The 24507-nt window shown below is 67.7% G+C and carries 24 protein-coding genes and 1 tRNA gene; 14 read left to right on the forward strand and 11 right to left on the reverse strand.

The window, feature by feature from the left end; genetic code table 11:
- Positions 1–132: 132 nt before the first annotated feature.
- Both LDO15_RS03590 and LDO15_RS03595 read right to left on the reverse strand, forming a co-directional pair.
- Positions 133–402 (reverse strand): hypothetical protein, encoded by a 270-nt coding sequence (locus LDO15_RS03590; RefSeq protein ID WP_223987707.1) that lies wholly within the window; start codon positions 400–402, stop codon positions 133–135.
- Positions 403–438: 36 nt separating this feature from the next.
- Positions 439–1611 carry a hypothetical protein gene (locus LDO15_RS03595; protein ID WP_223984094.1) on the reverse strand — a complete coding sequence of 391 codons (1173 nt, stop codon included), beginning with the start codon at positions 1609–1611 and terminating at the stop codon, positions 439–441.
- Between the two features lie 93 nt (positions 1612–1704).
- On the opposite strand from LDO15_RS03595, the gene LDO15_RS03600 reads away from it, so the two are divergent.
- Positions 1705–2178 (forward strand): hypothetical protein, encoded by a 474-nt coding sequence (locus tag LDO15_RS03600; protein WP_223984097.1) that lies wholly within the window; start codon positions 1705–1707, stop codon positions 2176–2178.
- Here LDO15_RS03600 and LDO15_RS03605 read toward each other — a convergent pair.
- On the reverse strand, positions 2175–3629 hold the full coding sequence (locus LDO15_RS03605) for an MFS transporter (protein WP_223984100.1): 1455 nt from the start codon (positions 3627–3629) through the stop codon (positions 2175–2177). The genes LDO15_RS03600 and LDO15_RS03605 overlap by 4 nt on opposite strands.
- A 464-nt stretch (positions 3630–4093) precedes the next feature.
- Between LDO15_RS03605 and LDO15_RS03610 the strand changes: the two genes are divergently transcribed.
- Positions 4094–4849, forward strand: coding sequence for a hypothetical protein (locus LDO15_RS03610; RefSeq protein WP_223984103.1), 756 nt, complete (start codon positions 4094–4096; stop codon positions 4847–4849).
- A 209-nt stretch (positions 4850–5058) separates the two neighbouring features.
- On the opposite strand, the gene LDO15_RS03615 is transcribed toward LDO15_RS03610, so the two are convergent.
- The 4 genes from LDO15_RS03615 to tmk form a co-directional block, all read right to left on the reverse strand.
- Positions 5059–5131 (reverse strand) — tRNA-Thr (locus LDO15_RS03615).
- Between the two features lie 116 nt (positions 5132–5247).
- Positions 5248–6837 carry an alpha/beta hydrolase gene (locus tag LDO15_RS03620; RefSeq protein WP_223984106.1) on the reverse strand — a complete coding sequence of 530 codons (1590 nt, stop codon included), beginning with the start codon at positions 6835–6837 and terminating at the stop codon, positions 5248–5250.
- A gap of 61 nt (positions 6838–6898) precedes the next feature.
- A complete protein-coding gene (locus LDO15_RS03625; protein ID WP_223984111.1) occupies positions 6899–8041 on the reverse strand; it encodes a DNA polymerase III subunit delta' in 1143 nt (380 codons plus the stop codon).
- Positions 8038–8694, reverse strand: a complete 657-nt coding sequence (tmk, locus tag LDO15_RS03630) for a dTMP kinase (protein WP_223987044.1) — start codon at positions 8692–8694, stop codon at positions 8038–8040. The genes LDO15_RS03625 and tmk overlap by 4 nt, the downstream gene beginning before the upstream one ends.
- Positions 8695–8840: 146 nt before the next feature.
- Between tmk and LDO15_RS03635 the strand changes: the two genes are divergently transcribed.
- Together LDO15_RS03635 and LDO15_RS03640 are read left to right on the forward strand one after the other, a co-directional pair.
- Positions 8841–10025, forward strand: coding sequence for an aminotransferase class I/II-fold pyridoxal phosphate-dependent enzyme (locus LDO15_RS03635; protein WP_223984114.1), 1185 nt, complete (start codon positions 8841–8843; stop codon positions 10023–10025).
- 9 nt (positions 10026–10034) lie between these two features.
- Positions 10035–10394, forward strand: a complete 360-nt coding sequence (locus LDO15_RS03640) for a DUF2516 family protein (protein WP_223984117.1) — start codon at positions 10035–10037, stop codon at positions 10392–10394.
- Between the two features lie 10 nt (positions 10395–10404).
- Here LDO15_RS03640 and LDO15_RS03645 read toward each other — a convergent pair whose 3' ends face one another.
- Positions 10405–11193 carry a class I SAM-dependent methyltransferase gene (locus tag LDO15_RS03645; protein WP_223987046.1) on the reverse strand — a complete coding sequence of 263 codons (789 nt, stop codon included), beginning with the start codon at positions 11191–11193 and terminating at the stop codon, positions 10405–10407.
- Positions 11194–11421: 228 nt separating this feature from the next.
- Between LDO15_RS03645 and LDO15_RS03650 the strand changes: the two genes are divergently transcribed.
- On the forward strand, positions 11422–12168 hold the full coding sequence (locus tag LDO15_RS03650) for a phosphoglyceromutase (RefSeq protein ID WP_223984120.1): 747 nt from the start codon (positions 11422–11424) through the stop codon (positions 12166–12168).
- Between the two features lie 108 nt (positions 12169–12276).
- Here the strand turns inward: LDO15_RS03650 and phoU are convergent, their stop codons facing one another.
- Positions 12277–12939 (reverse strand): phosphate signaling complex protein PhoU, encoded by a 663-nt coding sequence (gene phoU, locus LDO15_RS03655; RefSeq protein ID WP_223984124.1) that lies wholly within the window; start codon positions 12937–12939, stop codon positions 12277–12279.
- Positions 12940–13146: 207 nt separating this feature from the next.
- Between phoU and LDO15_RS03660 the strand changes: the two genes are divergently transcribed.
- On the forward strand, positions 13147–14379 hold the full coding sequence (locus LDO15_RS03660) for an ATP-binding protein (protein WP_223987048.1): 1233 nt from the start codon (positions 13147–13149) through the stop codon (positions 14377–14379).
- On the forward strand, positions 14376–15056 hold the full coding sequence (locus tag LDO15_RS03665) for a response regulator transcription factor (protein ID WP_091255327.1): 681 nt from the start codon (positions 14376–14378) through the stop codon (positions 15054–15056). Before LDO15_RS03660 ends, LDO15_RS03665 begins: the two co-directional genes overlap by 4 nt.
- Positions 15057–15193: 137 nt before the next feature.
- Here LDO15_RS03665 and LDO15_RS03670 read toward each other — a convergent pair whose 3' ends face one another.
- The gene (locus tag LDO15_RS03670; RefSeq protein ID WP_223987050.1) at positions 15194–15763 is read right to left on the reverse strand and encodes a hypothetical protein; all 570 of its coding nucleotides are present in this window, start codon (positions 15761–15763) and stop codon (positions 15194–15196) included.
- Positions 15764–16088: 325 nt separating this feature from the next.
- On the opposite strand from LDO15_RS03670, the gene LDO15_RS03675 reads away from it, so the two are divergent.
- The 6 genes from LDO15_RS03675 (at position 16089) to rlmB (ending at position 21294) form a co-directional block, all read left to right on the forward strand.
- Positions 16089–16571, forward strand: coding sequence for a CarD family transcriptional regulator (locus tag LDO15_RS03675; RefSeq protein WP_026266570.1), 483 nt, complete (start codon positions 16089–16091; stop codon positions 16569–16571).
- Between the two features lie 188 nt (positions 16572–16759).
- Complete coding sequence (locus LDO15_RS03680; RefSeq protein ID WP_223984126.1) at positions 16760–17593, forward strand: 2-C-methyl-D-erythritol 4-phosphate cytidylyltransferase; 834 nt, start codon at positions 16760–16762, stop codon at positions 17591–17593.
- Positions 17590–18096, forward strand: a complete 507-nt coding sequence (ispF, locus tag LDO15_RS03685) for a 2-C-methyl-D-erythritol 2,4-cyclodiphosphate synthase (RefSeq protein WP_223984129.1) — start codon at positions 17590–17592, stop codon at positions 18094–18096. The genes LDO15_RS03680 and ispF overlap by 4 nt, the downstream gene beginning before the upstream one ends.
- A 107-nt stretch (positions 18097–18203) precedes the next feature.
- A complete protein-coding gene (locus LDO15_RS03690) occupies positions 18204–18557 on the forward strand; it encodes a hypothetical protein (RefSeq protein ID WP_223984131.1) in 354 nt (117 codons plus the stop codon).
- Between the two features lie 121 nt (positions 18558–18678).
- Positions 18679–20157, forward strand: coding sequence for a cysteine--tRNA ligase (gene cysS / locus LDO15_RS03695; protein WP_223984133.1), 1479 nt, complete (start codon positions 18679–18681; stop codon positions 20155–20157).
- Positions 20158–20292: 135 nt separating this feature from the next.
- Positions 20293–21294: a 23S rRNA (guanosine(2251)-2'-O)-methyltransferase RlmB gene (gene rlmB / locus LDO15_RS03700; RefSeq protein WP_223984135.1), complete on the forward strand. Its 1002-nt coding sequence runs from the start codon at positions 20293–20295 to the stop codon at positions 21292–21294.
- Positions 21295–21473: 179 nt separating this feature from the next.
- Here rlmB and LDO15_RS03705 read toward each other — a convergent pair whose 3' ends face one another.
- A complete protein-coding gene (locus LDO15_RS03705) occupies positions 21474–22277 on the reverse strand; it encodes a carbon-nitrogen hydrolase family protein (RefSeq protein ID WP_223984139.1) in 804 nt (267 codons plus the stop codon).
- Between the two features lie 115 nt (positions 22278–22392).
- Here LDO15_RS03705 and glgX point away from each other — a divergent pair, with 115 nt between their 5' ends.
- A complete protein-coding gene (glgX, locus tag LDO15_RS03710) occupies positions 22393–24507 on the forward strand; it encodes a glycogen debranching protein GlgX (RefSeq protein ID WP_223984142.1) in 2115 nt (704 codons plus the stop codon).

Consider the following 24507-nt stretch of genomic DNA (forward strand, 5'->3'; position numbering starts at 1 on the left):
ACGCCGGAACCGCGCTCCACCGGCCACAGCCGGTGGGGCCGGGCGGCGTTCGCTGAGGGCCTTCACCCGCACAGGTGGAGGCCCTTCCTGCTGTCCTGACCCGCGCCCGGCCGTTTTAAGTGCCGGCCGGAGTCAGGCGGCGGCGCGGCGCTCTTTCACCTGGACTGCATCGACGACGGCCCAGCCGTCTTCGCCCACAACGCACCGGCTGGCGAAGCGGTCCGCGGCGGCAGCGTCATCGAAGCTCTCGGAGCGGATGCGTCCGCAGTCCGTGTCGAGGTAGGTCACTGTGAAATACAGTCCGCCAGCCCCTGCGTCGCCTGGATCCTGCTGGAAACTGTGCTGGAAACCCCGGTTGAAATCGTGGTCGAAATCTGGGTTGAAATCTTGGCTGTTCTCCATGATTCCAGTGTGCAACCGACCTCTGACAGTAAGGCTTCAGCCCTGCGGCGTGTTGCCGAGCCGAAGCACGCGTTCCCGGGCCAGGACTTCCTTGCGGCGTTCCCGGTCGGCGGCCCGTGCCGTTTGCTGCGCCATCGCCGCTGCCAGCTCGTGACGCTTCCGTGCTTGCTTGAGCGCGGCTTCTGCCAGCTCCAAACGCCCCCTGAGGTCGCGCACCTCATCGGCTAGCCGGGCGGTTTCCGCCGCCGTGTCAGCCAGCTCCGCCGCCACCCTGTGGGCTTCCTCGTTCGCGGCGGTGGCGGACTCTGACGCCGCCAGGAGGCCGGCCCGCGCACGTTCCAGCGCCGACGGCGATGGCACCCTCTGCACTTTGCCAACGGCCTGGAGCAGGGGTTTCTGCGCTGGCCGTTGTCCGCCGGCAGTATCGCTGCGGTGAGCAGCCCGGGCCGGCGGTTCCGCCTTCCGGCCGCCCGGTGCCCCGCCGTCGGCGATTTCCCGTGCGCCGCCGTCAGCTCCCGTTCCCGTGGCCCCCGCGCTGCCCGCGCTGCCCGCGCTGCCCGCGCTGCCCGCGCTGCCCGCGCTGCCCGCGCTGCCCGCGCTGCCCGCGCTGCCCGCGCTGCCCGCGCTGCCCGCGCTGCCCGCGCTGCCCGCGCTGCCCGCGCTGCCCGGGCTGCCCGGGATGCCGGGGACAGCCACCGCGCCGGCGAGATCGACGACGTCGACCCCGTCCGCTGAGAGCGCCCGGAGCAGACAGCCGCTCTGCACTGCGGCTGCGGCCGCCGGGTCGGCCGTGGCGGCCCGCAGGGTCTGCTCCACTTCTGACGCCACTGTCGCACTGACCGCCCGGCCCTGTTCCGCCGCCAGGACACCTGCCGTCGTTACCGCTCCGGCCAGCAGCCGACGCCGCTGCTGCGCGAGGCGGCGGAGGTCCGCTGCATCCAGGGCGGACTGCGCGGCCTGCATCGAGGTCCCCAGCTCCGCCAGCTCCCGCAGGATTTCCGGATGGTGCGCCGCAAGCATGTTCACCGCCCAGGCCGCCACGGAGGGTTTGGGCAGGGCGCGCACTTCGGCCGCCAGGGCGCGTTGTTCTGCGGCGGTGATGCCAAGGGAACTGATGTCCTTGGCCGCGGCCGTCCTTGCCGCCACGAACTCGCCATACGGCAACGCGTACAGCGGTCCGGCAATGCCCGCGAGTTCCCGGGTTCCCATGCAAGAATCATAGGAGCCCCGGCCCCGCAGCGAGTTCCAGCTCGCGCGCCCGTCCTGAGACCCGGCGGCACCACGTCCTTGAGGAGTGTTCACTTGATCGAAATTGGCGGGCTCCCGGCCCACGTCCTGCTCGTCCACGCCGTGGTGGTGCTCGCGCCGATCGCGGGCCTGGCTGCCATCATCTATGCCGTAACACCGCGCTGGTGGGGCTACTTGGCGTGGCCCCTGGGCGTGTTGTCGCTGGGGCTGGTTCCGGTGTCACTCTTGACCGCGCAGGCAGGCGAGCAGCTGGAGAAGGCCCGTCCGGCGTCGGCCCTGGTTCACGAGCACGCCCAGCAGGGCGATGTGCTCAAAGTGGTTTCCGTGATCTTCTTTGTCCTCGTCGCGGCGATGCTGGTGGTCACGTACGAGCCCTTTAGCCGGCGTCTGGCGTTCCTCGGCAGTCTTCGCGGAAGCCGTCTTGTCAGGGGTGTGCTCCTTGTCGCCGGTGCCGTGGCGGGCGGCTTCTTCATTTACCAGAGCATCATTACGGGCCATTCCGGCGCGGCGTCAGTCTGGGCGCGCTAAGTCCGCCCCCGCTCGGTGTGCCCCCTCTCGGTCCGCCCACCAGGCGGCCCGTGGCCCGCTGACAGCCGGGTCCGGCGCAGCGTCACCAGCAGCAGAACCAAAGCCGCCGCCTGGAGCGCCGCCACCGCCATGATGAGCGCCGGCCGCGCGCCGTAGAGCGCCCCGTACAACGCGCCGCCGGCCAACGCTCCGGCGCCCTCGAACGCCGCGAACACCCCGTAGGCCGTGCCCTGCCGGGGCTGGGGCACAAGATCGGCGACCAACGCCTTGACCGTGGAGTCCTGGATGCCCGTGGCGGCGCCCCAGATCAGGACGCCGGCCACCACGAGCCCGGCGCTCGGCGCCAGGGCGAGAACCGGCACCCCCGCAATCAGCACGGGCAGCGCCAGGAGAACGGCCGCGCCGGCACGATCGTAGAGGACCCCGCTGGTGAGGGCCCCGACGGCTGCAGCCCCCATGGCACCGGCGTATAGCAGCGGAACCAGCGAGACGGGGACCGCGACGGCGGCCGTCAAGTGATACGAGATGACGCCGAAGGCCACCAGGCCGGCGCTCCAAAAGAATGCGGCCGCGGCAAACAATATGAAGACCCCGGAGAACGCCGACGGCGGCAGGCCGGCGGCCGGCCCACGGACCGGCGCCGACCCCGGAACCGCGCCGTGCGCCGAATCGTGCGCCGGATCCGGTGCGGCAACCGGCGATGCAGCCGACGCGGGGAGGCCCGGCTCGGCGGTGCCCGGGGCGGGAAGGCCGGCGGGGGCGGCGTCCAGCGTTTCGGTGTCCGCACCCGGATCCCGGATCCGGCGTCGCAACCACACGAGAATCCCCAGCGCCGTCACCGCCGGAATGACGAGCACCGCGAACGCCGCCGGTAGTGAGCCGGTGGCAACCAGGACCGCCGAGACGAGCAACGGGCCCAGGAGCGCCCCGGCCAGATCCAGGGATTTGTGGACGGCGAAGCCTCGGCCCCGGCCAACCGGCTTGGCAACGGCAGCAAGCAGGACGGTCTTCGCCGGGCTCCGCACGGCTTTGCCAACCCTGTCCCCGATAATGAGCACAGCCGCCAGGGCCAGTCCGGCGGAACCCGCCAGGGGTGTTACCGCCAGAAGCGGGACGCACACAACCGTGAGCGCATACCCCGCCATCGTGAAGGTCCAGTACTTCCCGGTGCGGTCCGCCCAGGGACCGAACACCAGCCGCAGCCCTTGGGATGCTGCCTCCGCGGCGCCCGTCACGAGGCCCACGAACAGTGCGGACGCGCCGAGCTGGGCAAGCAGTGGACCTCCCAGCGGGCGGGCGCCGTCGGAGACCATGTCCGTCGCGAGGCTGACGAGGCCGAATCCGACCACCGGACCCCATAGCGGGCGACGCCGCGGGCGGGGATGGCCGCCGGACCCCACCGGCGGGGCTGCCTGCCGGCGGCCAATCAGCCTGTGGCCGGGCCGTTCCATTCCCTAAGGCTGGCGGACTGCCCGGAAAAAGACAATACGCAGGTCAGGACCCCGTGGCACCGGCATGGCACAGGAGGAAATACTGGGCAAAGTGGTTCATTCGCGGAAGGGCCAGCGCCGGCCGGCGCCTTCGGACACGGGGCGGCCGCTACCGACGGCAGGATCCTCATCACTGACCTATGGGAGACGAAGGAGTTCTACGACGCTTTCGCGAAAGATCAGATCAGCCCGTTCAGCGCCGAAGCTGGACTCCCCGGGCCGCCCAAAGTGATGAATCTAGTCGTCCTTCCTTTTGGGCATGAAAGGTCTCGGGATCGGACGTCAGCTTGACTGGCTGAGCGCGAAACTCACCTTCGAAGCAAGCGACAGATGGGTAAAACCGGAGCACTATTAATGCTGGAGCGGGTCAATGATCGACGCTCCTCAGCCCGGGCTCGCAGCCCGCACTCAAATTGGGGGACAACTTGAAAAGACGCATCACTTGCCTGCGGGCCGCCGCGACCCTGACGGGCGTCCTGCTCACTGCCGCGGCCTGCGCCGTCCCGCGGGCGAGCACGGAGCCGAACGCTACGCCCCTGAGTCCGCCGGCCGCCACCGTGGAGCTCTCGCCCAGCGTGGCAGCCACGGCTACCGGTGCACCGGCAGCCAGTGAGACGGCGGCGCCGGCTTCCGAGACCCGCCAATCTGCACCGATGGCGACGTTCACCTTCCCGGACGGCCACATTTCCTTCACGTACCCGGCCGACTGGACCGTCACGGTCAAACCCGGTCCGGCCCTCAACGCGGAAGCCCAGAAGACCTCCTACGACGCCACCATCAAGGACGAGTCCGGCGCCGAGGTGGCCCGCATTTACAGCGGCATGTACGGCGACGGCGCCGCCGGTCCGGCCAGGCGGACCATTCTTGATCACGCACCCGTGCCCGGCATCACCAACATGGCAGGGGAAGCCACGGAATTCGGCTTCGCCTATGACGAGTACCTGGACGGCAGCTACTACTACTTCATGGACGTCCGGAATGCCAGGGAGTTCCTGGCGACGACCGATTCTTCAGGTTCCAACCAGATCCTGCTGCCCAACGGGGTCCTGAGCGCCTGGGTCGTCCTGTCCGGTTCGCCGTCCACACTGGCCTTTGCTTCGCCGGCCGCCGCGAATGCCTGGATGGAAACCGGACGGTACGCCCAGCTTAAGTCGGTGCTCCTCAGCCTGAGCTACGCGTAGGTTCGCGCGCGGGCATTTTGTCCCTTATTGCTGCCCATTCCAGTTCGGACGCTTCTCCATGACGCTAGCCGGTCGACGAACCAGACTGGATGGTCTGCCGGTCGGCCATCAGGCTGGATGGCACTTCGATGAGCCGAGGGCATCCCACCGTCACAAACAAAAGACCCCGTATTCCCGCTGAATCAGCGGGGATACGGGGGTCTTGTCCGAGCTTCCTGCCAGAATCGAACTGGCGACCTTCTCATTACGAGTGAGACGCTCTACCAACTGAGCTAAGGAAGCAACCACATGAAAGCCCGGCGAACCGGGCGGATCATGCAAGAGATAACTGTAATAGAGTCCCGGCGTCCGGGTCAAAATGAGCGTCCGCGGCTGCCCGCGGGGCTGGCCGAAGGGCCCTAGCAGACGGTGTTGTCCGCCGGGGCTTTACCGTCCACCAGATACTCATCGACCGCGTTGCCGATGCAGCTGTTGGAGCGGCCGTAGGCCGTGTGGCCCTCGCCCTTCCAGGTCAGCAGCGAGGCATTCCCGAGTTGCTTGCGCAGGGCACTGGCCCATTCCACGGGGGTGGCCGGATCGCCTGTGGTTCCCACAACAACAATCGGGGACGAGCCCTTGTACTCAACCGGGGCGGGGGTCCGGACGTTCTTGTACGGCCAGTCCTTGCAGTTGCTTCCGCCATAGGCGAAGTAGTAGCCCAGGGTGGGCGAGAGCATGCGCAGCTTCTGGTCCTCGGCCCGCATGGACGCGGTGTCGGACGCCATCGGGTAGTCCAGGCAGTTGATGGCGTTGAACGCGAAGGAGCTGTTCGAGGTGTAGGTGCCGCTGGGGTCCCGGTCGGCGCCGAAGTCGGCGAGCTGCAGCATGCCAGTCCCGTCGCCGGCCAGGGCCGTCGCGAGCGCCCGGGTGAGGATCGGCCAGTTGTCGTTGTTGTACAGCGGGATGATGAGGCCGCTGACGAATGTTGACCCCGAGACCTTACGGCCATCCTTCGCCGGCAACGGATTGGCCTCGGCGGCAGTGATGGCATTGCGGATCTGCTGGACGCCTTCCTCGGTGCTTCCCGTGAGCGGGCATCCGCTGCTCTGCTGGCAATTGGCGACATAGGAGTGGAGGGCCTTGTCGAAGGCCACGGCCTGGCCGCTGGTGAGGTCCTCGTAGCTCAGGGACGGGTCAAGGGCGCCGTCGAGGACCAGGCGGCCGACGTTGTCCGGGAACAGCGAGGCGTACGTGGCGCCCAGGAGCGTTCCGTAGGAGTAGCCCAGATAGTTCAGCTTCGCGTCGTTGACCACTCCGCGGAGGATGTCGAGGTCCTTGGCGGCGCTGACGGTGTCGATGTGGGCCAGGACCGGACCCGTCTTCGCCACGCACTTGGCTGCAATGGCCTTGTTGTCGGCAAGGGCCGCTTCCAGCCCGGCGTCGGTGTCCAGGGCGTAGGTCTTGGCCCGGGACGCGTCGCGTTCCGGGTCCGTGAGGCACGTGACGGGAGCAGAGCGCTTCACGCCGCGCGGGTCGAAGCCCATGATGTCGTAGGCGGACCGGACCTTGTCCGAGATGTTGGTGTTGGCCGCGTCCCTGACGAAGTCGTAACCGGAGCCGCCCGGGCCGCCCGGGTTGACCAGGAGGGTGCCCTTCTTGTCGCCCTTCGTGGCGAGCTTGATGGCAGCAAGTTCAATGTGGTCGCCGTCAGGCTTGCTGTAGTCCAGCGGAACCTTGACCTTGGCGCACTGGAAGGCGCCCCCCTCGCAGGGTTTCCAGTCGATCTGCTGGGAGTAGAAACTGCGCAGTTCCGCCGGTGCCGCGGCGGCGATCGAGGGATCCGCCTGCCCCGAAGCTGCCCCCGGCTGCGCGGCGCTCGACCCGCCGCCGCTTCCGCCGCCGAAGAGGGTGCACGAGGCCAGGGTGAGGGCCAGGGCCACGGCGCCGACTGCCCGCATGCCGATCGCCAGTGATCGGGATCTTGCGGACTGGGGTCGAGCAGGCTTCATGCGGTTCTCCTTGGAGGAATAGGAACGAAAGCGAAGATGATCGTTGGAGTGGCCTGGGCCGTCAAATAAGGCTGGAAGCCATGGACTCGATGGCCAGCAGCGGCGCCACGTTGGTAGTGGTGATCCGTTTGCGGGCCTTGTTGATGGCGTCCATGCGGGCAAGGGTCACTTCGGCGGTGGAACGGGAGGCGAACTCAACGAGCTCGCTTCTGAGTTCAAGGTTGACGAGTTCCACGGCGTTCCCCATCTGGATGATCAGGACATCCCGGTAAAAGGACAACAGGTCCGTCAGTGTGCGGTCAAGGGAATCGGTGACGGAGCGTTTGGCGCGGCGTTTCTGGTCGTCCTCGAGTTGCTTGACCTGGCTGCGCATGGCCGGCGGCAGCGTTCCGCTTTCGGGTGCCCCGAGGGTGGCCAGCAGGGCGGTTTTCTCGGCGGCGTCGCGCTCGTCATTCGAGCTGGTGGCTTCCTCAGTGGCGATCTTGACCAGCTTTTCGGCCATCATCACAGCTGCCGTGACGCCGCGGAGTGACAGCGGAAAGCGCACGGTCTCGAGGCGGCGCTCCCGTGCCTCCGGGTCCCGGGCCAGGCGGCGGGCGATCCCGACATGGCTTTGTGCCGCGCGGGCGGCGCGCTCGGCAACCGCCGGGTCCACGCCGTCGCGCTTGACCAGCAGGGCCGCGACGTCGGCGGCGGGCGGTAGCCGCAGCGCCACCGGACGGCAGCGGGAGCGGATCGTCACGAGGACATCGGCGGGGGAGGGGGCGCAGAGCATCCAGACGGTGCGGGGCGTGGGTTCCTCGATGGCCTTGAGCAGGACGTTGGTGGTCCGCTCGGCCATCCGGTCCGCATCCTCCACCACGATGATCCGCCACCGGCCCGACGACGGCCGGTTCCCGGCGGTGGACACGAGCTCGCGCGCCTCGTCGATGGTGATGGTGACCTTCTCCGTGCGCACGAATGCGACGTCGGAATGGGTTTCGCCGAGGATGGTCAGGCATGCCGGGCATTCGCCGCAGCCGCGGAGACTGACGTCCTCCTGGTCACAATTCAGGGCCGCGGCGAAGGCCTTCGCGGCATTGGAGCGGCCGGAACCGGGCGGTCCGGTGAAAAGCCACGCATGCGTCAGCCCGTCGCCCTGGGCCGCTTGCCGCAGCTGGGCCACGACGGCGTCCTGGCCCTGGAGGTCGTCCCAGACGCTCATGCCGAGCTGCTTTGGGTGACGGCCAGCAGGGACTCGACGCGCTCGAAGATCCGTGCGGCGAGCTCGGCGACGGGAAGGCGGGCGGGCAGTACCAGATAAGCCTCCGGCCGGGCCGCGGCCAGGTCCAGGAAGGCTGTCCGGATTTTGGCGTGGAATTCGTCGGCCTCGGACTCGAGGCGGTCTTCGGCGGCGTCGCCGGCGGTGCGCCGCTGCCGGCCGACGGCGGGCTCGACGTCGAGAAGTACCGTCAGGTCCGGTTGCAGGCCCGACGTCGCCCAGGCGTTGATGTCCCGGACCGCTTCCGTCCCGAGGCCGCGGCCTGCACCCTGGTATGCGACCGAGGAGTCAATGTACCGGTCCGTCAGGACGATTTCGCCGCGTTCCAGGGCGGGCCGGATGACCTGGCTCGCGTGCGCGGCCCGGGACGCCGCGAATATCAGGGCCTCGGTGTGGGCGTCGATGTGGCCGTGGCCGTGGTCCAGGACCAGGGAGCGCAGCTTCTCGCCGATCGGCGTGCCGCCCGGTTCCCGGGTCCGCAGCACCGTGAAGCCGCTCGTTTCCAGGGCCTTGGCGAGTTCCGCCGCCTGGGTGGACTTGCCGGCGCCGTCTCCGCCCTCGAAGGCGATGAACAGTCCGGGCCACAGTCGAGGCAACAGGCCGGACAACTGTTGAGGGGACGCTCCGGGGCTCTGGGTAGTCACGGTTCTAGACTACCGACAATCACTGACACTGCAGTCTGCTTGGGGCCTGCGGCGTAACGGCTTGGGTGCCATGCGCGGCGCCCGCGTACCCTGTCTCCATGAGTCTCTCTGATGAACTGGCCGCAACGCTTTCGCCGGAATCCCTGGTTGTGGCGGCAGGGCGCCCGCCGCGCACCCGCGACGAACCGGTCAACCCGCCGCTGGTGCTGTCCTCGACCTACTTCGGGACGGGGCCGCTGGGCGACGGCGACCGCGGCTACGGCCGGTATTCCAACCCCACGTGGGACCCGTTCGAAGAGGCCCTGGGCCAGTTGGAAGGCGCGGACCTGCCGGGCCTGCTCTACGCCTCGGGACTCGCCGCCGTCAGTTCAGCGTTGTCCCTGGTGCCGGCCCAGGGCGTGCTCGTGATGCCGTCGCACAGCTACGCGGGATCGGTCACCATGGCCACCGAACTGGCGGCCAAGGGCTTCCTCGAATTGCGGACGGTGGACATCGCGGACACCGGTGCCGTCATGGCCGCGCTTGCGCCGGCCGGCGGCCGCGCCGCCAGCATGCTGTGGCTCGAGAGCCCCACCAACCCCATGCTCGGCATCGCGGACATGCGGACCCTGACCGCCGCGGCGCATGAGGCGGGCGCGATCGTCGTCACGGACAACACCTTTTCCACGCCGCTGGTGCAGCAGCCCCTGAGCCTGGGCTCCGACGTCGTGCTGCATTCGGTGACGAAGTACCTCTCCGGCCACTCCGACGTCGTGCTCGGTGCGCTCGTGACGTCCGACGCCGGTCTCCGCGCCGCCCTGCTGCACCACCGCACCATCCACGGCGGGATCGCCGGACCGTTCGAGGCGTGGCTGGCGCTGCGCGGGCTCCGCACCCTGGCGCTGCGGATTGAACGCTCGCAGGCGTCGGCGCAGGTCCTGGCCGAACGGCTGAACGGGCACCCGCGGATCGCCGGGATCCGCTTCCCCGGCCTGGCCTCGGACCCCGGCCACGAACGTGCCAAGGCACAGATGAAGGGGTTCGGTTCCATCCTGTGCATCGAGGTGGCGCCGGCAGCAGGCCGCAGCGGCGCGGAGGCGGCGGACCGCATGATCAGGGCCCTGCACCTCTGGCTTCCCGCGACGTCCCTGGGCGGGGTGGAATCCCTGATCGAACGCCGGCGCCGGCACACGGCCGAGCCGGAGAGCGTGCCGGACAATCTGGTCCGGTTGAGCGTGGGAATTGAGAACGTGGAAGACCTCTGGGCCGATTTGGAACAGGCGTTGGGGACTCTGGACGGTTAGGCTGGGGGAGTGGACGGACGCATACTTATTTCCTTTGTCGAATCCGGGGTTTACCTGGTCCTGGCTGTCGTGGCCTTTGCCCTGGAGGCATGGGCGTTTTTCGACTGCCTTCGGCACAAGGCCAACGCGTTCGAGGCAGTGTCGAAGCGGACCAAGACCTTCTGGCTGGCCCTGACCGGCGGCGCGTTCGCGGTTGGCCTGTTCTCCCTGCTCTCGCAGCTGGGCAGCAGCGGCGGCGCGAGTTCGCTCGGAATTTTCGGACTGGCAGCCGTGACGGCAGCGTCCGTGTACCTCGCCGACGTCCGCCCCGCGGTCAAGGACGCCGGCCATGGCCGGGGCCGCAACATGGGCCCCTACGGGCCCTGGTGACCACTGCCGGCTAACTCCACGGCGCCACGGCCTCCCAGCCGACCGTCACTTCGCCGAGCCGCCAGCGCGACGGGCCGTCCTGGACGGGCCAGCCGGCATCCAGCAGCGCCCGGCACATGGCCGAGAAGCGCTGCCGGTTGCCGAACGACGCCAGCGGAGCCGCCTCCAGCCAGGCCTTGTCCATCGCCTGCAGGTAGGCGTGGATCTTCTGTCCGGGCACATTGCGGTGGATCAGGGCCTTCGGCAGCCGTTCGGCGACGTCGGAGGGCAGCGTAAAGGCGCCGAACCGCATGGACACGCTCAGGCTCAGCGGCCGCTCGGCGTCGAGCGCCACCCAGGCGGCGCGACGCCCGATTTCATCGCACGTGCCGTCGATGAACAGTCCGCCCGCGGCAAGACGGCCCTGCACCAGCCGCCAGATGCCGGGCACGTCGGCTTCCTCGTACTGACGCAGCACGTTGAAGGCGCGGACCAGCACGGGGCTTCCGGCCACGGGCAGCTCAAAGCCGCCCAGTTGGAACGTCAGGCCCGGCTGTTCGAGCGCCTTGGCCTGCCGGACACGCTCCGGTTCGATCTCGATCCCCACCACCTTCATGTCCGCGCGGACGGCCGAGAGGCGTTCGAAGAGTTCGACGGCGGTGGCCGGCGAGGCGCCGTAGCCGAGGTCGACGGCGAGAGGATCGGCCGCGGCGCGCAGCCGCCAGGCCTGCGGCCCGGTCAGCCAGCGGTCCACGCGGCGCATCCGGTTGGGGTTCGTGGTTCCCCTGGTCACGTTTCCCACGGGCCGGCCGCCCCGCATGCCGCTTCCCGCCCCGCCCTGGTTCCGGGGGGCCAGCACCCGTTCAGCCTTTTGCACCACAAACCCACCATATCCTCCACGCCCCGCCCCCACCCTTCACTGCAACGCGGGGTCAGATCCGGCCCATGCCGGGCCCCGGGACGGGCGCGAGGTGACCCCGCGTTGCAGTGAAGAGCGCGCGGTGTAACGCTCTGCGCCGCCCGCGGGGGCTCGGCTAGGATGAAAACCATGACCTACAAGCTGATTCTGCTGCGCCACGGCCACAGCGAATGGAACGCCAAGAACCTGTTCACCGGCTGGGTGGACGTTGACCTGAACGACCAGGGCCGCGCTGAGGCGGTTCGCGGCGGCGAGCTCCTCGTGGAGAACAACATCCTCCCCGACATCCTCTACACTTCGCGGCTGAAGCGGGCCATCAACACGGCCAACCTGGCCCTCGACAAGGCCGACCGCGGCTGGATCGACGTCAAGCGCGACTGGCGCCTGAACGAGCGCCACTACGGTGCGCTGCAGGGCAAGGACAAGGCCCAGACCCTCGCTGAGTACGGCGAGGAGCAGTTCATGACCTGGCGCCGTTCCTACGACACCCCGCCGCCGCCCCTGGCCGATGATTCCGAGTTCTCCCAGGTGGGGGACCCGCGCTATAAGGACCTCGGCGACGCCGTCCCGCGCACCGAGTGCCTGAAGGACGTCCTGATCCGGCTGCTGCCGTACTGGGAATCGGACATCAAGGCCGACCTCAAGGCCGGCAAGACCGTCCTGGTGACCGCCCACGGCAACTCGCTCCGGGCCCTGGTCAAGCACCTGGACGGCATCAGCGACGAAGACATCGCCGGCCTGAACATCCCCACCGGCATCCCGCTGGTCTATGAACTGGACGAGAACTTCAAGCCGCTGAACCCGGGCGGCACGTACCTCGACCCCGAGGCCGCCGCCGAGTCCATCAAGGCAGTCGCCAACCAGGGCAAGAAGTAGTCGGTACCCGCACCGCGCGAAGCGCAGAACACAGTGCAGAACAAACGACGGCGTCCGGCCACCCCCAAGGTGACCGGACGCCGTCGTTGTGTCAGCGGTTGGCCCGCGTCAGATGTGTTCGATGGTGTTCGGCTGCCACGCGCCGGTGACCAGGTACGTGACCTTCTGGGCCACGGAGACGCCGTGGTCGGCGAAGCGCTCAAAGTAGCGGCTGGCCAGTGCAACGTCCACAGTGGTGGCGGCCGACTCGTGCCAGTCGCTGCGCGCGATTGCCTTGAAAACGCTCAGGTGCAGATCGTTGACGGTGCTGTTGGCCTTCATGATGTCCCGGGCAACGCCAAGGTCGCGGGTGGCCAGCAGCTCAGTGAGCTTCTGCGCGATCAGCAGGTCCTGTTCCGCGAAGCTCTTGAAGGTTTCCTTCAGCTGATCCGGGACCACGGTGGCGGGGTACCGCAGACGCGCCAGCTGGGCCAGGTGGCGGGCGAGGTCGCCCATGCGTTCCAGCGAGGCGCTCATCCGGAGCGAGCCAACGAGCATGCGCAGATCGCTCGCCACGGGACCCTGCAGGGCCAGGATGTCGATGGCGCGCTCGTCAAGACTGTTTTGCAGGAAGTCGATGCGGGCATCGGCGGCTATCACGTCCTCGGCGAGGTCGATATCGGCGCCCTGGAATGCTGTCGTGGCCTTGTCGATGGCCTCTGTGACCAGCGTTGAGATCTCGACGAGCTGTTCCCGTACCTGGGCGAGCTCCTCCTGAAAAACCTTACGCACGTGTGCGTCCTTTCCTCGGAAATATTGCCTGCAATCGAAGTGGCGGGCCTATTTCGGTTCACCTACCGGCGCTCCAACGCTCAACTCTTTCAGTGCCCGGTGAACTGTTACGCCCCAATAGGTGAACGTTAGCTGAACCGGCGCCCGTTTCGCAGGAGATTTCCGTTTCGGCCTCGCGGCAGAGCATAAGCTGGAGCCGTGGATCCAATGCTCATCGGCGTGATCGCCGGCCTGATCGGCCTCTCGTTTGGCATGTTCGGCGTACTCGCGTTCCGGGTGAGTGAGCAGCAGCGGCACATTGTCGACGTCGACGTCGAGGACCCCACCCTGCCTGAAGGCGCCGCTGAGGTGCTCGCCGTTCTCGGCCGCGCGTTCGTGGTGGTCGACGCGATCGACGGCGTGGTCCGCGCCAGCCCTGCCGCGTACGCCTACGGCCTGGTCCGCGGGCACACCCTGGTGCACCAGCAGCTCCTGGAAATGACCGCCAAAGTGCGGCGGGACGGGGTCATCCTCGAAAAGCAGCTGGAGCTGCCGCGCGGCCCGCTCGGCCAGGGAACGATCGTTGTGCAGGTCCGGGCCGCAGTGCTTACCGAGGAATACATCCTCCTGCTGGCCGACGACCGGACGGAATTCACCCGCACCGAGGAAGTCCGCAACGACTTTGTCGCGAACGTCTCCCACGAACTGAAGACCCCGGTTGGCGCGATCTCGCTCCTGGCGGAGGCTCTCGAATCGTCCGCCGACGACCCCGAAGCCGTCAAACGGTTTGCCAAGCGCATGCATAAGGAATCGACGCGGCTCGCGGCCCTTGTCCAGGACATCATTGAGCTCTCCCGGCTTCAGGGCGCCAACGTAGCGCAGCAGGGCCGCCCGGTGGACATCAATACGGTGGTGAGTGAGGCAGTGGACCGCTCCCAGCTGCCGGCCGAGACCAAGAACATCAAGCTGGTGGTCGGCGGGCACGCGGACGCCAAGGTCTACGGCGACCAGGACCTCCTCGTCACTGCCCTGCGCAACCTGATCGACAACGCCATCCGCTACTCGCCGGAGAACACCAAGGTGGGCATCGGCATCCGGGCCAAGGACGGCCTCGTGGCGGTCTCGGTGACTGACCAGGGCGAAGGGCTCAGTCCCGAGGACCAGGAGCGTGTCTTCGAACGCTTCTACCGGGTGGACGCCGCCCGCTCGCGGCAGACCGGAGGCACCGGTCTGGGCCTGAGCATCGTCAAGCACGTCATTTCCAACCACGGCGGCGAGGTGACCCTCTGGTCCCAGCCGGGCCAGGGCTCCACGTTCACCATTCGACTTCCCGAGATGGAAGGCCAGGACGACGGCGACGCCGCCGAGGCGGGCAAAGCCGCCGCCCGCCCATCCAGCCAGGACACCAGACCGCAACGACGTGACGCCGCCGGCGTCCATGAGCAAGGAGCTAGCGCTTGAGCAGGATTCTTATTGTCGAGGACGAGGAGTCCTTCAGCGACCCCCTGTCGTACCTGTTGGGTAAAGAAGGGTTTGAAGTGGAGGTGGTGGACAACGGACTGGACGCCATCACGGAATTCGACCGCAACGGCGCCGACCTAGTGCTGCTGGACCTGCAGCTGCCGGGCCAGTCGGGCACGGAGGTGTGCCGCCAGCTCCGGCAGCGCTCCAGCGTGCCCGTGATCATGCTGACGGCCAAGGACTCGGAAATCGACAAGGTGGTGGGGCTCGAGCTGGGCGCCGACGACTACGTCACCAAGCCCTACTCCTCTCGGGAACTCGTGGCCCGGGTCCGGGCCGTCCTGCGGCGCCAGAGCGAGCCGGAGGAGCTTGTCTCCAGCACGGTGCAGGCCGGTCCCGTCCGGATGGACATCGAACGCCACGTGGTGAGCGTCGGCGGGGAGCAGATCGCCTTGCCGCTCAAAGAGTTCGAGCTGCTGGAGATGCTGCTGCGGAACTCCGGCCGAGTCCTGACCCGAGGCCAGCTGATCGACAGGGTCTGGGGTTCGGACTACGTCGGGGACACCAAGACCCTCGACGTCCACGTCAAGCGGCTGCGCAGCAAGATCGAGCCGGATGCCTCCGCTCCGCGGTACCTGATCACCGTGCGCGGGCTGGGATACAAGTTCGAGCCCTAAGGGCGGGGCCCTAAGGGCGGATCCCCACCGGCGGGGCCCTAAACACCCGGCATCCACGCGCACGCAAAAGGAGGGGCACCCGCGGGTGCCCCTCCTTTGTGCAATGCGTCCGCTTGCCGTACATCCAGCCGCGGGGGTCAGTGCCCGGCGGTGCTGCTCGGCGTCGGCGTTCCGGTGGCGGCCGGCGTGGCCGTCTCGGTGGAGGTCGCCGTGCTGCTGGCGGTGGGCTCCGGCGTCGGCAGGTAGGTCTTGTAGTCGACGATCGTGCCGTCCAGGACCGGAACCATGAACTTGGCGTTCTTGTTGGCGCCGTCCTCCGAGATGGTGACCTCGGCCATGGCGCCCGGCTTGGCCCCGGTGATGCTCAGGGTCGCCGGTTCTGTGGAGTCGTTGAGCATCGTGTAGGACTTCTGCTTGACCGGAACCTGGGTCTGCGATCCTTCCGCACCCTTGATGGTCAGCACCACGTCCTTGGACGAGGTGTTGTATACGGCGCCGATCACGCGGCCCGGCTTGTTCTCGCCGTCGGAGACGATGATGAAGTTGCGCAGCTGCAGCGCGCCGAGGTCAGTGCGGGTGCCGTCCGATGCCGAGTACTGCTCCGACGTCTGCTGGGGATTGATGTAGCCGCAGCCGGTCAGGGACAGCAGGCCGATGCCAAGTGCAGCCGTAGCCATTGCCAGCTTGCCGCGCTGGCCCCGGTTCATCGCAGTGAAACGCACGTCACGCACTCCTTGAGAGTCTTGAAACATTATTCAGCCATAGCCTAGCCGCAATCGGCCTCAAACAAGGATTCGGCGGCTACACATAGGCGCTGGGACGCGTCTGATCCGGCGGGGAGGGTTTGCGCGGCCGGGGCCCGAAACCTCTTGGCAGTTAGGGGCACAGGCACTATTATCTGCATCCGTCAAGGGGTTTGAGGGGGTGGATTGGGCCCATTTTCCGCGGATTCATGCGGTTCCCGGCACGTTTAGATGCCAGTTGTATGCCTTAATCGTGATAAACTGGTCTGCGGGAAAGGGGAATGTCCACATGGTTTTTGAGGTCGGCGAGACAGTAGTTTACCCTCACCACGGTGCAGCCAAAATTGAAGAAATCAAGATGCGCACCGTCAAGGGCGAAGAGAAGATGTATCTCAAGCTCAAGGTGGCTCAGGGTGATCTGACCATTGAAGTTCCAGCAGAAAACGTTGACCTGGTTGGGGTTCGGGACGTAGTGGGCAAGGAAGGCTTGGAGCACGTATTCGACGTGCTGCGGGCCGAGTTCACTGAAGAGCCCACCAACTGGTCGCGTCGTTACAAGGCAAACCTGGAAAAGCTTGCTTCCGGCGACGTCATCAAGGTAGCAGAGGTCGTCCGCGATCTCTGGCGCCGCGATCACGACCGGGGTCTCTCCGCGGGAGAGAAGCGCATGCTGGCCAAGGCCCGCCAGATCCTGATTTCGGAACTGGCGCTGGCTGAAAAGACTGATGAAGAGAAGGCCGCAAGCGTTCTCGACGAGGTCTTGGCTTCCTAACACAGGGCCGGCCCAGCAGGGCCGGCGCAGATAAGAATCGAACCCCGGTGGCGTCAGGCCGCCGGGGCTTCTTTTTGCCCAAGCCCTGCCCAACTAACTCGCAGCAGGGGCCGTTTTCAGCCCTCAAAACGGCCCCTGCTGCGAGCTAGTTGGGCTGCTCCGGGGCGCGGGGACGTAGTCTTGTGCGCATGGATACTGCACCGACAAACCCGTCACCGGCCGGTCCCGTCACGGCGGTCATCGTTGTGGCCGCCGGCTCCGGCCAGCGCCTGGGCTACGGCATGCCGAAAGCCAAAGTGCCGTTGGGCGGGGACAGCATCCTCACCCACGCCCTGCGCGGCGTGGCAGCCGCCGGGGTCGCGCAGCAGATCTGCGTTGCCATCCCCCCGGGAGACTCCGAACTGCACGCGCTCTGCGACGAGTTCACCCATGAACTGGCGGCCCTGCACCGCCGCACTGCGGCCTCCAGCCACGGCGTCCAGGCTCCGGTGGTGACGGTCGTCGACGGCGGTGCGAGCCGCGCCGATTCAGTCCGCGCCGCGATGGCCGCGCTCCTGCCCGCGGTTGACTCGGTGCTGGTCCACGACGCCGCCCGGGCACTGGCACCCGAGTCCGTCTTTCATCGAGTGGTCGCGGCGCTTGGCGCCGGCGCCGCCGCCGTCATCCCGGTCATTCCGGTGGTTGACACCGTCAAGACCGTGGAAGCGACCACCGGCGACGGCGTTGCCGTGGCCCCCGAACTGGTCACGGGAACGGCGCCCCGCGAGTTCCTCCGCGCCGTGCAGACGCCGCAGGGATTCGCCCTCGACACGCTTAAACGCGCCCACGAGGCTGCCGCCGGGTTCGACGCCGGCCGGGCCGCCCTCGTCACGGACGACGCGATGCTCGTGGAACTCCTCGGCATCCCCGTCCACGCCGTGCGAGGCGCCAGCCAGTCCCTCAAAATCACCACGCCCCTGGATCTGATCCTGGCCGAGGGACTCCTCGAAGGGCCCCTCGGCGCACGGTGGGTGGAGGGATGAGCATGTCCAACAACCCGCCGATCATCCCCAGGACCGGGATCGGGATTGACGTCCATGCCTTTGCCGCCGAACACGAACCGCAGCCGTTGTGGCTCGGCGGCCTCTTCTGGGAGGGGGAGCGGGGGCTGTCAGGCCATTCCGACGGCGACCCCGTGGCACACGCCGCCGCCGACGCGCTCTTCTCCGCCTGCGGGGTGGGGGACCTCGGCACGCATTTCGGCACAGACCGGCCCGAATACGCCGGGGCATCCGGCGTGACCCTGCTGGCCGAGGCCGCCCGGATTGTGCGATCCCACGGCTTCGAAATCGGAAACATCGCCGTTCAATTCGTGGCCAACCGGCCCAAATTCGGCCCGCGGCGGGAGGAATCCCAGCGGGTCCTCAGCGAGGCCGCCGGCGCACCGGTCAGTGTCACAGCCACCACGAGCGACGGACTCGGGTTCACCGGCCGCGGCGAGGGGATCTCGGCCGTGGCCACGGCGCTCGTCTATCCGGCAGGTTAGGCACAGCAGGTTAGCCAGTGCAGGTTAAGCACCTCCGACTCCGTCACCTACGCTTGAGGGGAAGATCCCACCGTGACATCCCGTTCCGAACAGCCAGGAGACCTGCCGTGAAGAAGCTGCTGACCGCCGTCGTACTTGTGGCCGGAACCATGTTGACCGGCTGTGCCGGCTCCACGCCGCAGACGCCCAGCGCCACGCCGAAGTTGAGTGTTGAGGAAAGCTGCAAGTTCCTCAACACCGATACTTTCGTGCCGTCCGGGAGCGCGAAGGAGCAAGCCGGGCAGATTGGCCAGCACTATCAGGAAGTCGCGGACAAGGTGGCGCCGGAGGTGGGCGCCCCGATCCAGCAGATGGCCGACATCATGAAGCAGGTCGCGGCGAGTCCCACCGGGACCAAGACGGACGCGCAGACAGCCCAGCTCACGGAGCAGATCAACAAGATCGGGCAATACTGCAAATAGGCCGCCGGACCGACGGCCCCGGGGTTCCCGGCTGCCGGTCAGGCCGCAGGTAAAGGTGAAGGTAGAGGTGCAGGCAAAGGTGCCGGTAAGCCCGCGGAGCGCCATCGGCTAATCTGGAGCGGTGACCCTGCGCTTTTACGACACAGCATCCGCCGAAGTCCGCGACTTCGTCCCCCTGGTACCCGGCCACGTGAGCCTGTACTACTGCGGTGCCACCGTTCAGGGCATGCCGCACGTGGGCCACATCCGCTCCGCCATCGCGTTCGACCAGCTGACCCGCTGGCTGCAGTACCGCGGCTTCCGCGTGACGGCGGTCCGCAACGTCACCGACATCGACGACAAGATCCTCGCCAAGTCCGCGGCCTCCTTCGGCGCCGACTTTGAGGACGAGCCCGGGGCGGTCCGCAACGAGGAGTGGTGGGCGCTGGCCTACCGCTACGAGCAGGAATTCCTCAAGGCCTACGACACCCTGGGCGTCTCGCGCCCCACCTATGAACCCCGTGCCACGGGCCACATCCCGGAAATGCATGCCCTCATCCAGCGGCTGATCGACCGCGGCCACGCTTACCCTGCCCTGGACGACTCCGGCGACGTCTACTTCGACGTGCGCTCCTGGGACAAATACGGCACCCTGACGCGCCAAAAAATCGACGACATGCAGGGCGCCCCCGACGCCGACCCGCGCGGCAAGCGGGATCCCCGCGACTTCGCGCTGTGGAAGGGCTACAAGGACGGGGAGCCGACGACGGCGAGCTGGTCCTCGCCGTGGGGCGCCGGCCGTCCGGGCTGGCACCTCGAATGCTCCGCGATGGTCACCAAGTACCTTGGCACCGAATTCGACATCCACGGCGGCGGCCTCGACCTGCGCTTCCCGCACCACGAAAACGAGATGGCGCAGTCCCAGGCGGCCGGCCACGGCTTCGCCAACTTCTGGATGCACAACGGCATGGTCACCTACGCCGGCGAGAAGATGTCCAAGTCCATCGGCAACACCGTCAGCCCGACGGAAATGCTCGAGCTCGCCCCGCCCCGTGTGGTCCGCTACTACCTCGGCCAGGCACAGTACCGCTCGGTGCTGGACTACCAGCCGACGTCGCTGCAGGAGGCTGCCGCCGCCGTCGAGCGGATCGACGGCTTCCTCAGCCGCGCCGCACGGGTCCTCCCGGACGCACCCGTCACGGGTCCGTCCGGCCCCGGCTCCCTCCTGGAACCGTCGCCCGCTTCGGTCCCGGACGCCTTCGCCGCCGCCATGGACGATGACCTCAACGTCCCGCAGGCCCTGGCCGCGTTGCACGACACCGTCAGGGCAGGGAACACGGCCCTCACCACGGGTGACCTCGACGCGGCCGCCCAGGCACTCGCCGGCGTCACCGCGATGCTTGACGTCCTGGGCCTGAATGCTGCGGCGGAACCTGCCGCTGACGATCACGCCACCGCGGCCCTCGGCGTCCTGGTCGAGGCCCAGCTGGAGGCGCGGGCCCAGGCCCGGGCCGCCAAGGACTGGGCGGCGTCCGACGCCATCCGGGACACCCTGGCCGCCGCCGGCATCGTCGTCGAGGACGGCCCGGACGGGGCGAGCTGGAGCCTGAAACGCGGCTGAACGGCCGGCGCTGCACCGTCTGGCATCCGCTCCGAGTTCTGCCGCGGGCCACCCCGGGATCGAGGATTTTACTCGGGTCAGTAGACTGGAGGTCAGACTTATCAACAAAGTACGTAACAAGCAGGGGTGGAACTCATGGCCAACAACGGTCGCCGGTCGGTCAAAATGAAGAAGGGCCCCTCCGTCGGAACCGGCGGTCACGGCCGCAAAGCACTTGAGGGCAAGGGGCCCACGCCGAAGGCGGAGGACCGCCCCTACCACAAGGCGTTCAAGAACAAGCAACTCGCCGAACGTTCCGAGGCCAAGCGCGCCAGCGGCAGCCGCACCACGAGTGCTGCCGCCCGCACCGGCCGCTCCGGACCCAAGGGCCGTGCCACGGAAGAGGTCGTCACCGGCCGAAATTCCGTGGTCGAGGCCTTGCGCGCCGGCATTCCGGCCAAGGCCCTGCACGTCGCCGTCCGCATCGAAATGGACGACCGTGTCAAGGAATCGCTGAAGCTCGCTGCCGAACGCGGCATCCCGCTGATGGAAACCGGCAAGCCCGAGCTTGACCGGATGACCGACGACGCCATCCACCAGGGCCTCGTGCTGCAGATCCCGCCGTACGAATACCAGGACGCGTACGAGCTCGCCGAGCACACCCTCGAGGCCTGGAAGAAGGGCCACGTAGCCAACGCCCCGCTTTTCGTTGCACTGGACGGCATCACCGATCCCCGCAACCTCGGCGCGATCATCCGCTCCGTCTCCGCCTTCAGCGGCCACGGCGTCGTCGTCCCGGAGCGCCGCTCCGTGGGCGTCACGGCCTCGGCCTGGAAGACCAGCGCCGGCGCGGCCGTCCGCGTGCCCGTTGCCCGCGCGGCCAACCTGAACAACACGCTCAAGGCGTTCAAGAACATGGGCATCTACGTTTTGGGGCTCGACGGCGACGGCGACGTTTCGCTGCCGGACCTCGCCCTGGCCACCGAGCCCGTGTGCCTCGTCGTGGGCTCCGAGGGCAAGGGCCTGAGCCGCCTGGTCCGGGAAAACTGCGACCAGATCGTCTCGATCCCGATCGACTCCGCCATGGAATCCCTCAACGCCTCCATGGCCGTCGGCATCTCCCTCTACGAGATCTCCCGCCAGCGCTCGGTCAAGTAGCCGTTTCGGCTGGATGGCAAACGCTCCCTCACATCTTGTGGGGGAGCGTTTTCCGTCTACCGCGGCTTAACTCGGGAGCCGCCACAAGCAACGCGGGGTCAGGTACGGCCCATCTGAGACCTCAACATGGGCGCGAAGTGACCCCGCGTTGCTTGTGGCCACGGCGAATGGCAGGCGGCTTAGAACTTGTGGCGGTTGGCCAGAACCGGGAGTTTGGCTCGGGCTTCCTTGACTGCGGCGGTGTCGAGGTCGGCGAACAGGAGGCCGGGGGCGCCGTCGAGCTCTGCCAGGATGTCGCCCATGGGGGAGACGACGACGGAGTGCCCGACGCCGGTGGGGGCGGAGCCTTTGACCGGGATGCCCACGCTGGCCGGGTCGCCTTGGCCGCAGGCGAGGACCAGGGTGGTGGAGTCCAGGGCGCGGGCGCGGGCCAGGAGCTTCCACTGCTCGGCCTTGCCGGGGCCCGAACCCCACGAGGCGCACACGATGTTCACGTCGGCGCCGCGGTCCGCGTTTTCCGTGAACAGGGCCGGGAAGCGGATGTCGTAGCAGGTGGCCAGGCCGAACGTCACGCCGTCGAGTTCGAAGGTCACGGGGTCCGTGCCGGCGTCGACCGTGTCCGACTCCGCGAAACCGAACGCGTCGAAGAGGTGGATCTTGTCGTAGCTGGCCTCAACGCCGCGGCCGGTGACCAGCAGGGTGTTGCGCACCTTGGCGCCGTCGCCGGCAGTCCCCGGAGTGAACATCCCGGCGACGATCACAATGTCGAGTTCCACGGCGAGGGCGCGCACGCGGGCCGCCCACGGACCGTCCAACGGTTCGGCGATATCCAGCAGTGAATTGCCGAATGCCCGCATCGTGGCTTCAGGGAACACCACCAGGCCGGCGCCGCCGGCCTTTGCCTGGCGCGCGTACGTGTCCACGAGGGCCAGATTCGCGGCCAGATCGCGGCCCGTGATGATTTGGGCTAATGCTGCGCGCACAATTACCTCCAACTCGGCGCTTCATTCCAGTATGCAGGCGGCAGTTCCGTACACTGCAAAACGTCATGAAAACGAAAACGGGGGCCATTTGTCCGGCCCGGCTAAGCTTTAAGCAATGGTTATGCCCTTTATAGATACAGCATCCACCGTAGACGCTTCGCGAGCGTTTCCGCTGGGGATCAGCGTTCCGTTTACCGGGTCGCCGGCCGTGGACGATCCCCGGGGTGCGTTCGCCAACGTGGCTGTCTACGCGCCCGGCGTGGCTACCCTTGAGATCGCATTTCAGCCGCCCGGGGGAACCTGGCAGGTCAAGACCCTGCCCAACCTTACCGACGGCGTCCACCACGGCATTGTGGAGGGCATTCCCGCCGGTTCGCGTTACGGCTTCCGGGGCACACCGGAACACGAGGCCCTGCCGCTGTCCATGCCCTCCACGGATTTCGACGCCGTCGGCGAACAGCCGCTGCTGATGGACCCGTACGGCCGGGCCGTGGATGAGCGGGAGGGTCTGATCACCAACGTCCGGGTCGGCAACGACTTCGACTGGGGGCTGGACCGCAGTCCCCGTGTGCCGTGGCGCAACACGATCGTGTACGAGGCCCATGTCAGGGGCCAGACCAAGCTGCACCCCGATATTCCGGAGGACCTGCAAGGGACCTACGCCGGCATGGCCCACCCGGCCATGATCGAGCATCTCATCTCGTTGGGCGTCACGGCGATCCAGCTCTTGCCCGTCCATTTCCACGTGGACGAGCCGCACCTGCAGCAGCTCGGGCTGACGAACTACTGGGGCTACAACACGGCCGCCTTCTTCGCTCCGCACCCCGGCTACGCCACCGAGGCCGCCCAGGCCGCCGGGGCGCACGCGGTCCAGGACGAGTTCAAGGGCATGGTCAAGCTCCTGCACGCCGCCGGACTGGAGGTCATCCTCGACGTCGTGTACAACCACACCGCCGAGGGCGGCACGGATGGTCCCACCCTGAGCTTCCGCGGCCTGGGCGAGCTGCAGTATTACCGCCACGACGGTCACGGCAGGTATGTGGACACCACGGGCTGCGGCAACAGCCTGAACTTCGCCGAACCCCGCGTGGTGCAGCTGGTCTTGGATTCGCTGCGCTACTGGGTGAACGAGTTCCATATCGACGGCTTCCGCTTCGACCTTGCCGTCACGTTGTGCCGCAACGGCGCCAACGAATTCGATCCCCGGCACCCCTTCCTCGTCGCGGTGGGCGCCGATCCTGTCCTGTCCGGCGTCAAGCTGATTTCCGAGCCCTGGGATGTGGGCTACGGCGGCTGGCAGACGGGGCGTTTTCCGGCCGGGTGGGTGGACTGGAATGACCACTTCCGCGACGCCGTCCGCAGCTTCTGGCTCGCCGACCGCGCCGCGATCGACGCCGGCGGCACCGGCGGCCCGGTGGCCCGCCTCGCGGACGCCCTCTCAGGATCCGCCCGGCTGTTCGAGTCCTCGGGCCGGTCCCGGCTGGCGTCGCTGAACCTGGTCACTGCCCACGACGGCTTCACCCTGGCCGACCTGACGGCCTACGACCGCAAGCACAACGAGGCCAACGGCGAGCAGAACCGTGACGGACACGGCGACAACCGCAGCTACAACCACGGTTTCGAGGGTCCCACCGAAGACATCGACATCCTTGCCCGGCGTGCCCAGAGCCGGCGGAACCTGATGGCCTGCCTGATGATTTCCCAGGGCGTGCCCATGATCACCGCCGGGGACGAGATCTGCCGGACCCAGCAGGGGAACAACAACGCCTACTGCCAGGACAATGAGCTCACTTGGATTGACTGGACCAGCACCGTCGAATCCCATGCGATGCTGCGCACCACCAAGCGGGTCATCCGGCTGCGCAAGGAGTTCCTGGCCAGCCAGCCGCACGATTACCCCACTCGCGACACCCAGTCCTATTTCCACTGGTTCGATGTCAACGGCAAACCCATGTCGGCCGACACGTGGCATGACCCGGGCCACCGCGTGATCCAGCTCCTGCTCGGGTCCGACGACGGACACGTGGACGGTCTGGTGGTGGTCAACGGCGGCGCCGACGACGTCAAGGTCACCTTGCCGCGGCTCAGCAACGACGACGGCACCGGGCACCGGCTCTTCGAGCTTCGCGTGACCACCTCCGAACTCCATGACCGGCGCCAGGGCGCCCGCGTAGCCTCCGGTGAGCGGGACCTGGTCCAGGCCAACACGATCAATATCTACCGCACCTAG

This window comes from Arthrobacter sp. NicSoilB8 (assembly GCF_019977355.1).
In the GTDB taxonomy this organism is placed as follows: Bacteria; Actinomycetota; Actinomycetes; order Actinomycetales; family Micrococcaceae; genus Arthrobacter.

Bases quoted from the DNA above. Each gene is read 5' to 3' on its own strand.
- LDO15_RS03590 (WP_223987707.1), bottom strand. From the start codon at position 402: ATGGAGAACAGCCAAGATTTCAACCCAGATTTCGACCACGATTTCAAC.
- LDO15_RS03595 (WP_223984094.1), bottom strand. From the start codon at position 1,611: ATGGGAACCCGGGAACTCGCGGGCATTGCCGGACCGCTGTACGCGTTG.
- LDO15_RS03605 (WP_223984100.1), bottom strand. From the start codon at position 3,629: ATGGAACGGCCCGGCCACAGGCTGATTGGCCGCCGGCAGGCAGCCCCG.
- LDO15_RS03620 (WP_223984106.1), bottom strand. From the start codon at position 6,837: ATGAAGCCTGCTCGACCCCAGTCCGCAAGATCCCGATCACTGGCGATC.
- LDO15_RS03625 (WP_223984111.1), bottom strand. From the start codon at position 8,041: ATGAGCGTCTGGGACGACCTCCAGGGCCAGGACGCCGTCGTGGCCCAG.
- LDO15_RS03635 (WP_223984114.1), top strand. From the start codon at position 8,841: ATGAGTCTCTCTGATGAACTGGCCGCAACGCTTTCGCCGGAATCCCTG.
- LDO15_RS03645 (WP_223987046.1), bottom strand. From the start codon at position 11,193: ATGCGGGGCGGCCGGCCCGTGGGAAACGTGACCAGGGGAACCACGAAC.
- LDO15_RS03650 (WP_223984120.1), top strand. From the start codon at position 11,422: ATGACCTACAAGCTGATTCTGCTGCGCCACGGCCACAGCGAATGGAAC.
- LDO15_RS03660 (WP_223987048.1), top strand. From the start codon at position 13,147: ATGCTCATCGGCGTGATCGCCGGCCTGATCGGCCTCTCGTTTGGCATG.
- LDO15_RS03670 (WP_223987050.1), bottom strand. From the start codon at position 15,763: ATGAACCGGGGCCAGCGCGGCAAGCTGGCAATGGCTACGGCTGCACTT.
- LDO15_RS03675 (WP_026266570.1), top strand. From the start codon at position 16,089: ATGGTTTTTGAGGTCGGCGAGACAGTAGTTTACCCTCACCACGGTGCA.
- LDO15_RS03680 (WP_223984126.1), top strand. From the start codon at position 16,760: ATGGATACTGCACCGACAAACCCGTCACCGGCCGGTCCCGTCACGGCG.
- ispF (WP_223984129.1), top strand. From the start codon at position 17,590: ATGAGCATGTCCAACAACCCGCCGATCATCCCCAGGACCGGGATCGGG.
- rlmB (WP_223984135.1), top strand. From the start codon at position 20,293: ATGGCCAACAACGGTCGCCGGTCGGTCAAAATGAAGAAGGGCCCCTCC.
- glgX (WP_223984142.1), top strand. From the start codon at position 22,393: ATGGTTATGCCCTTTATAGATACAGCATCCACCGTAGACGCTTCGCGA.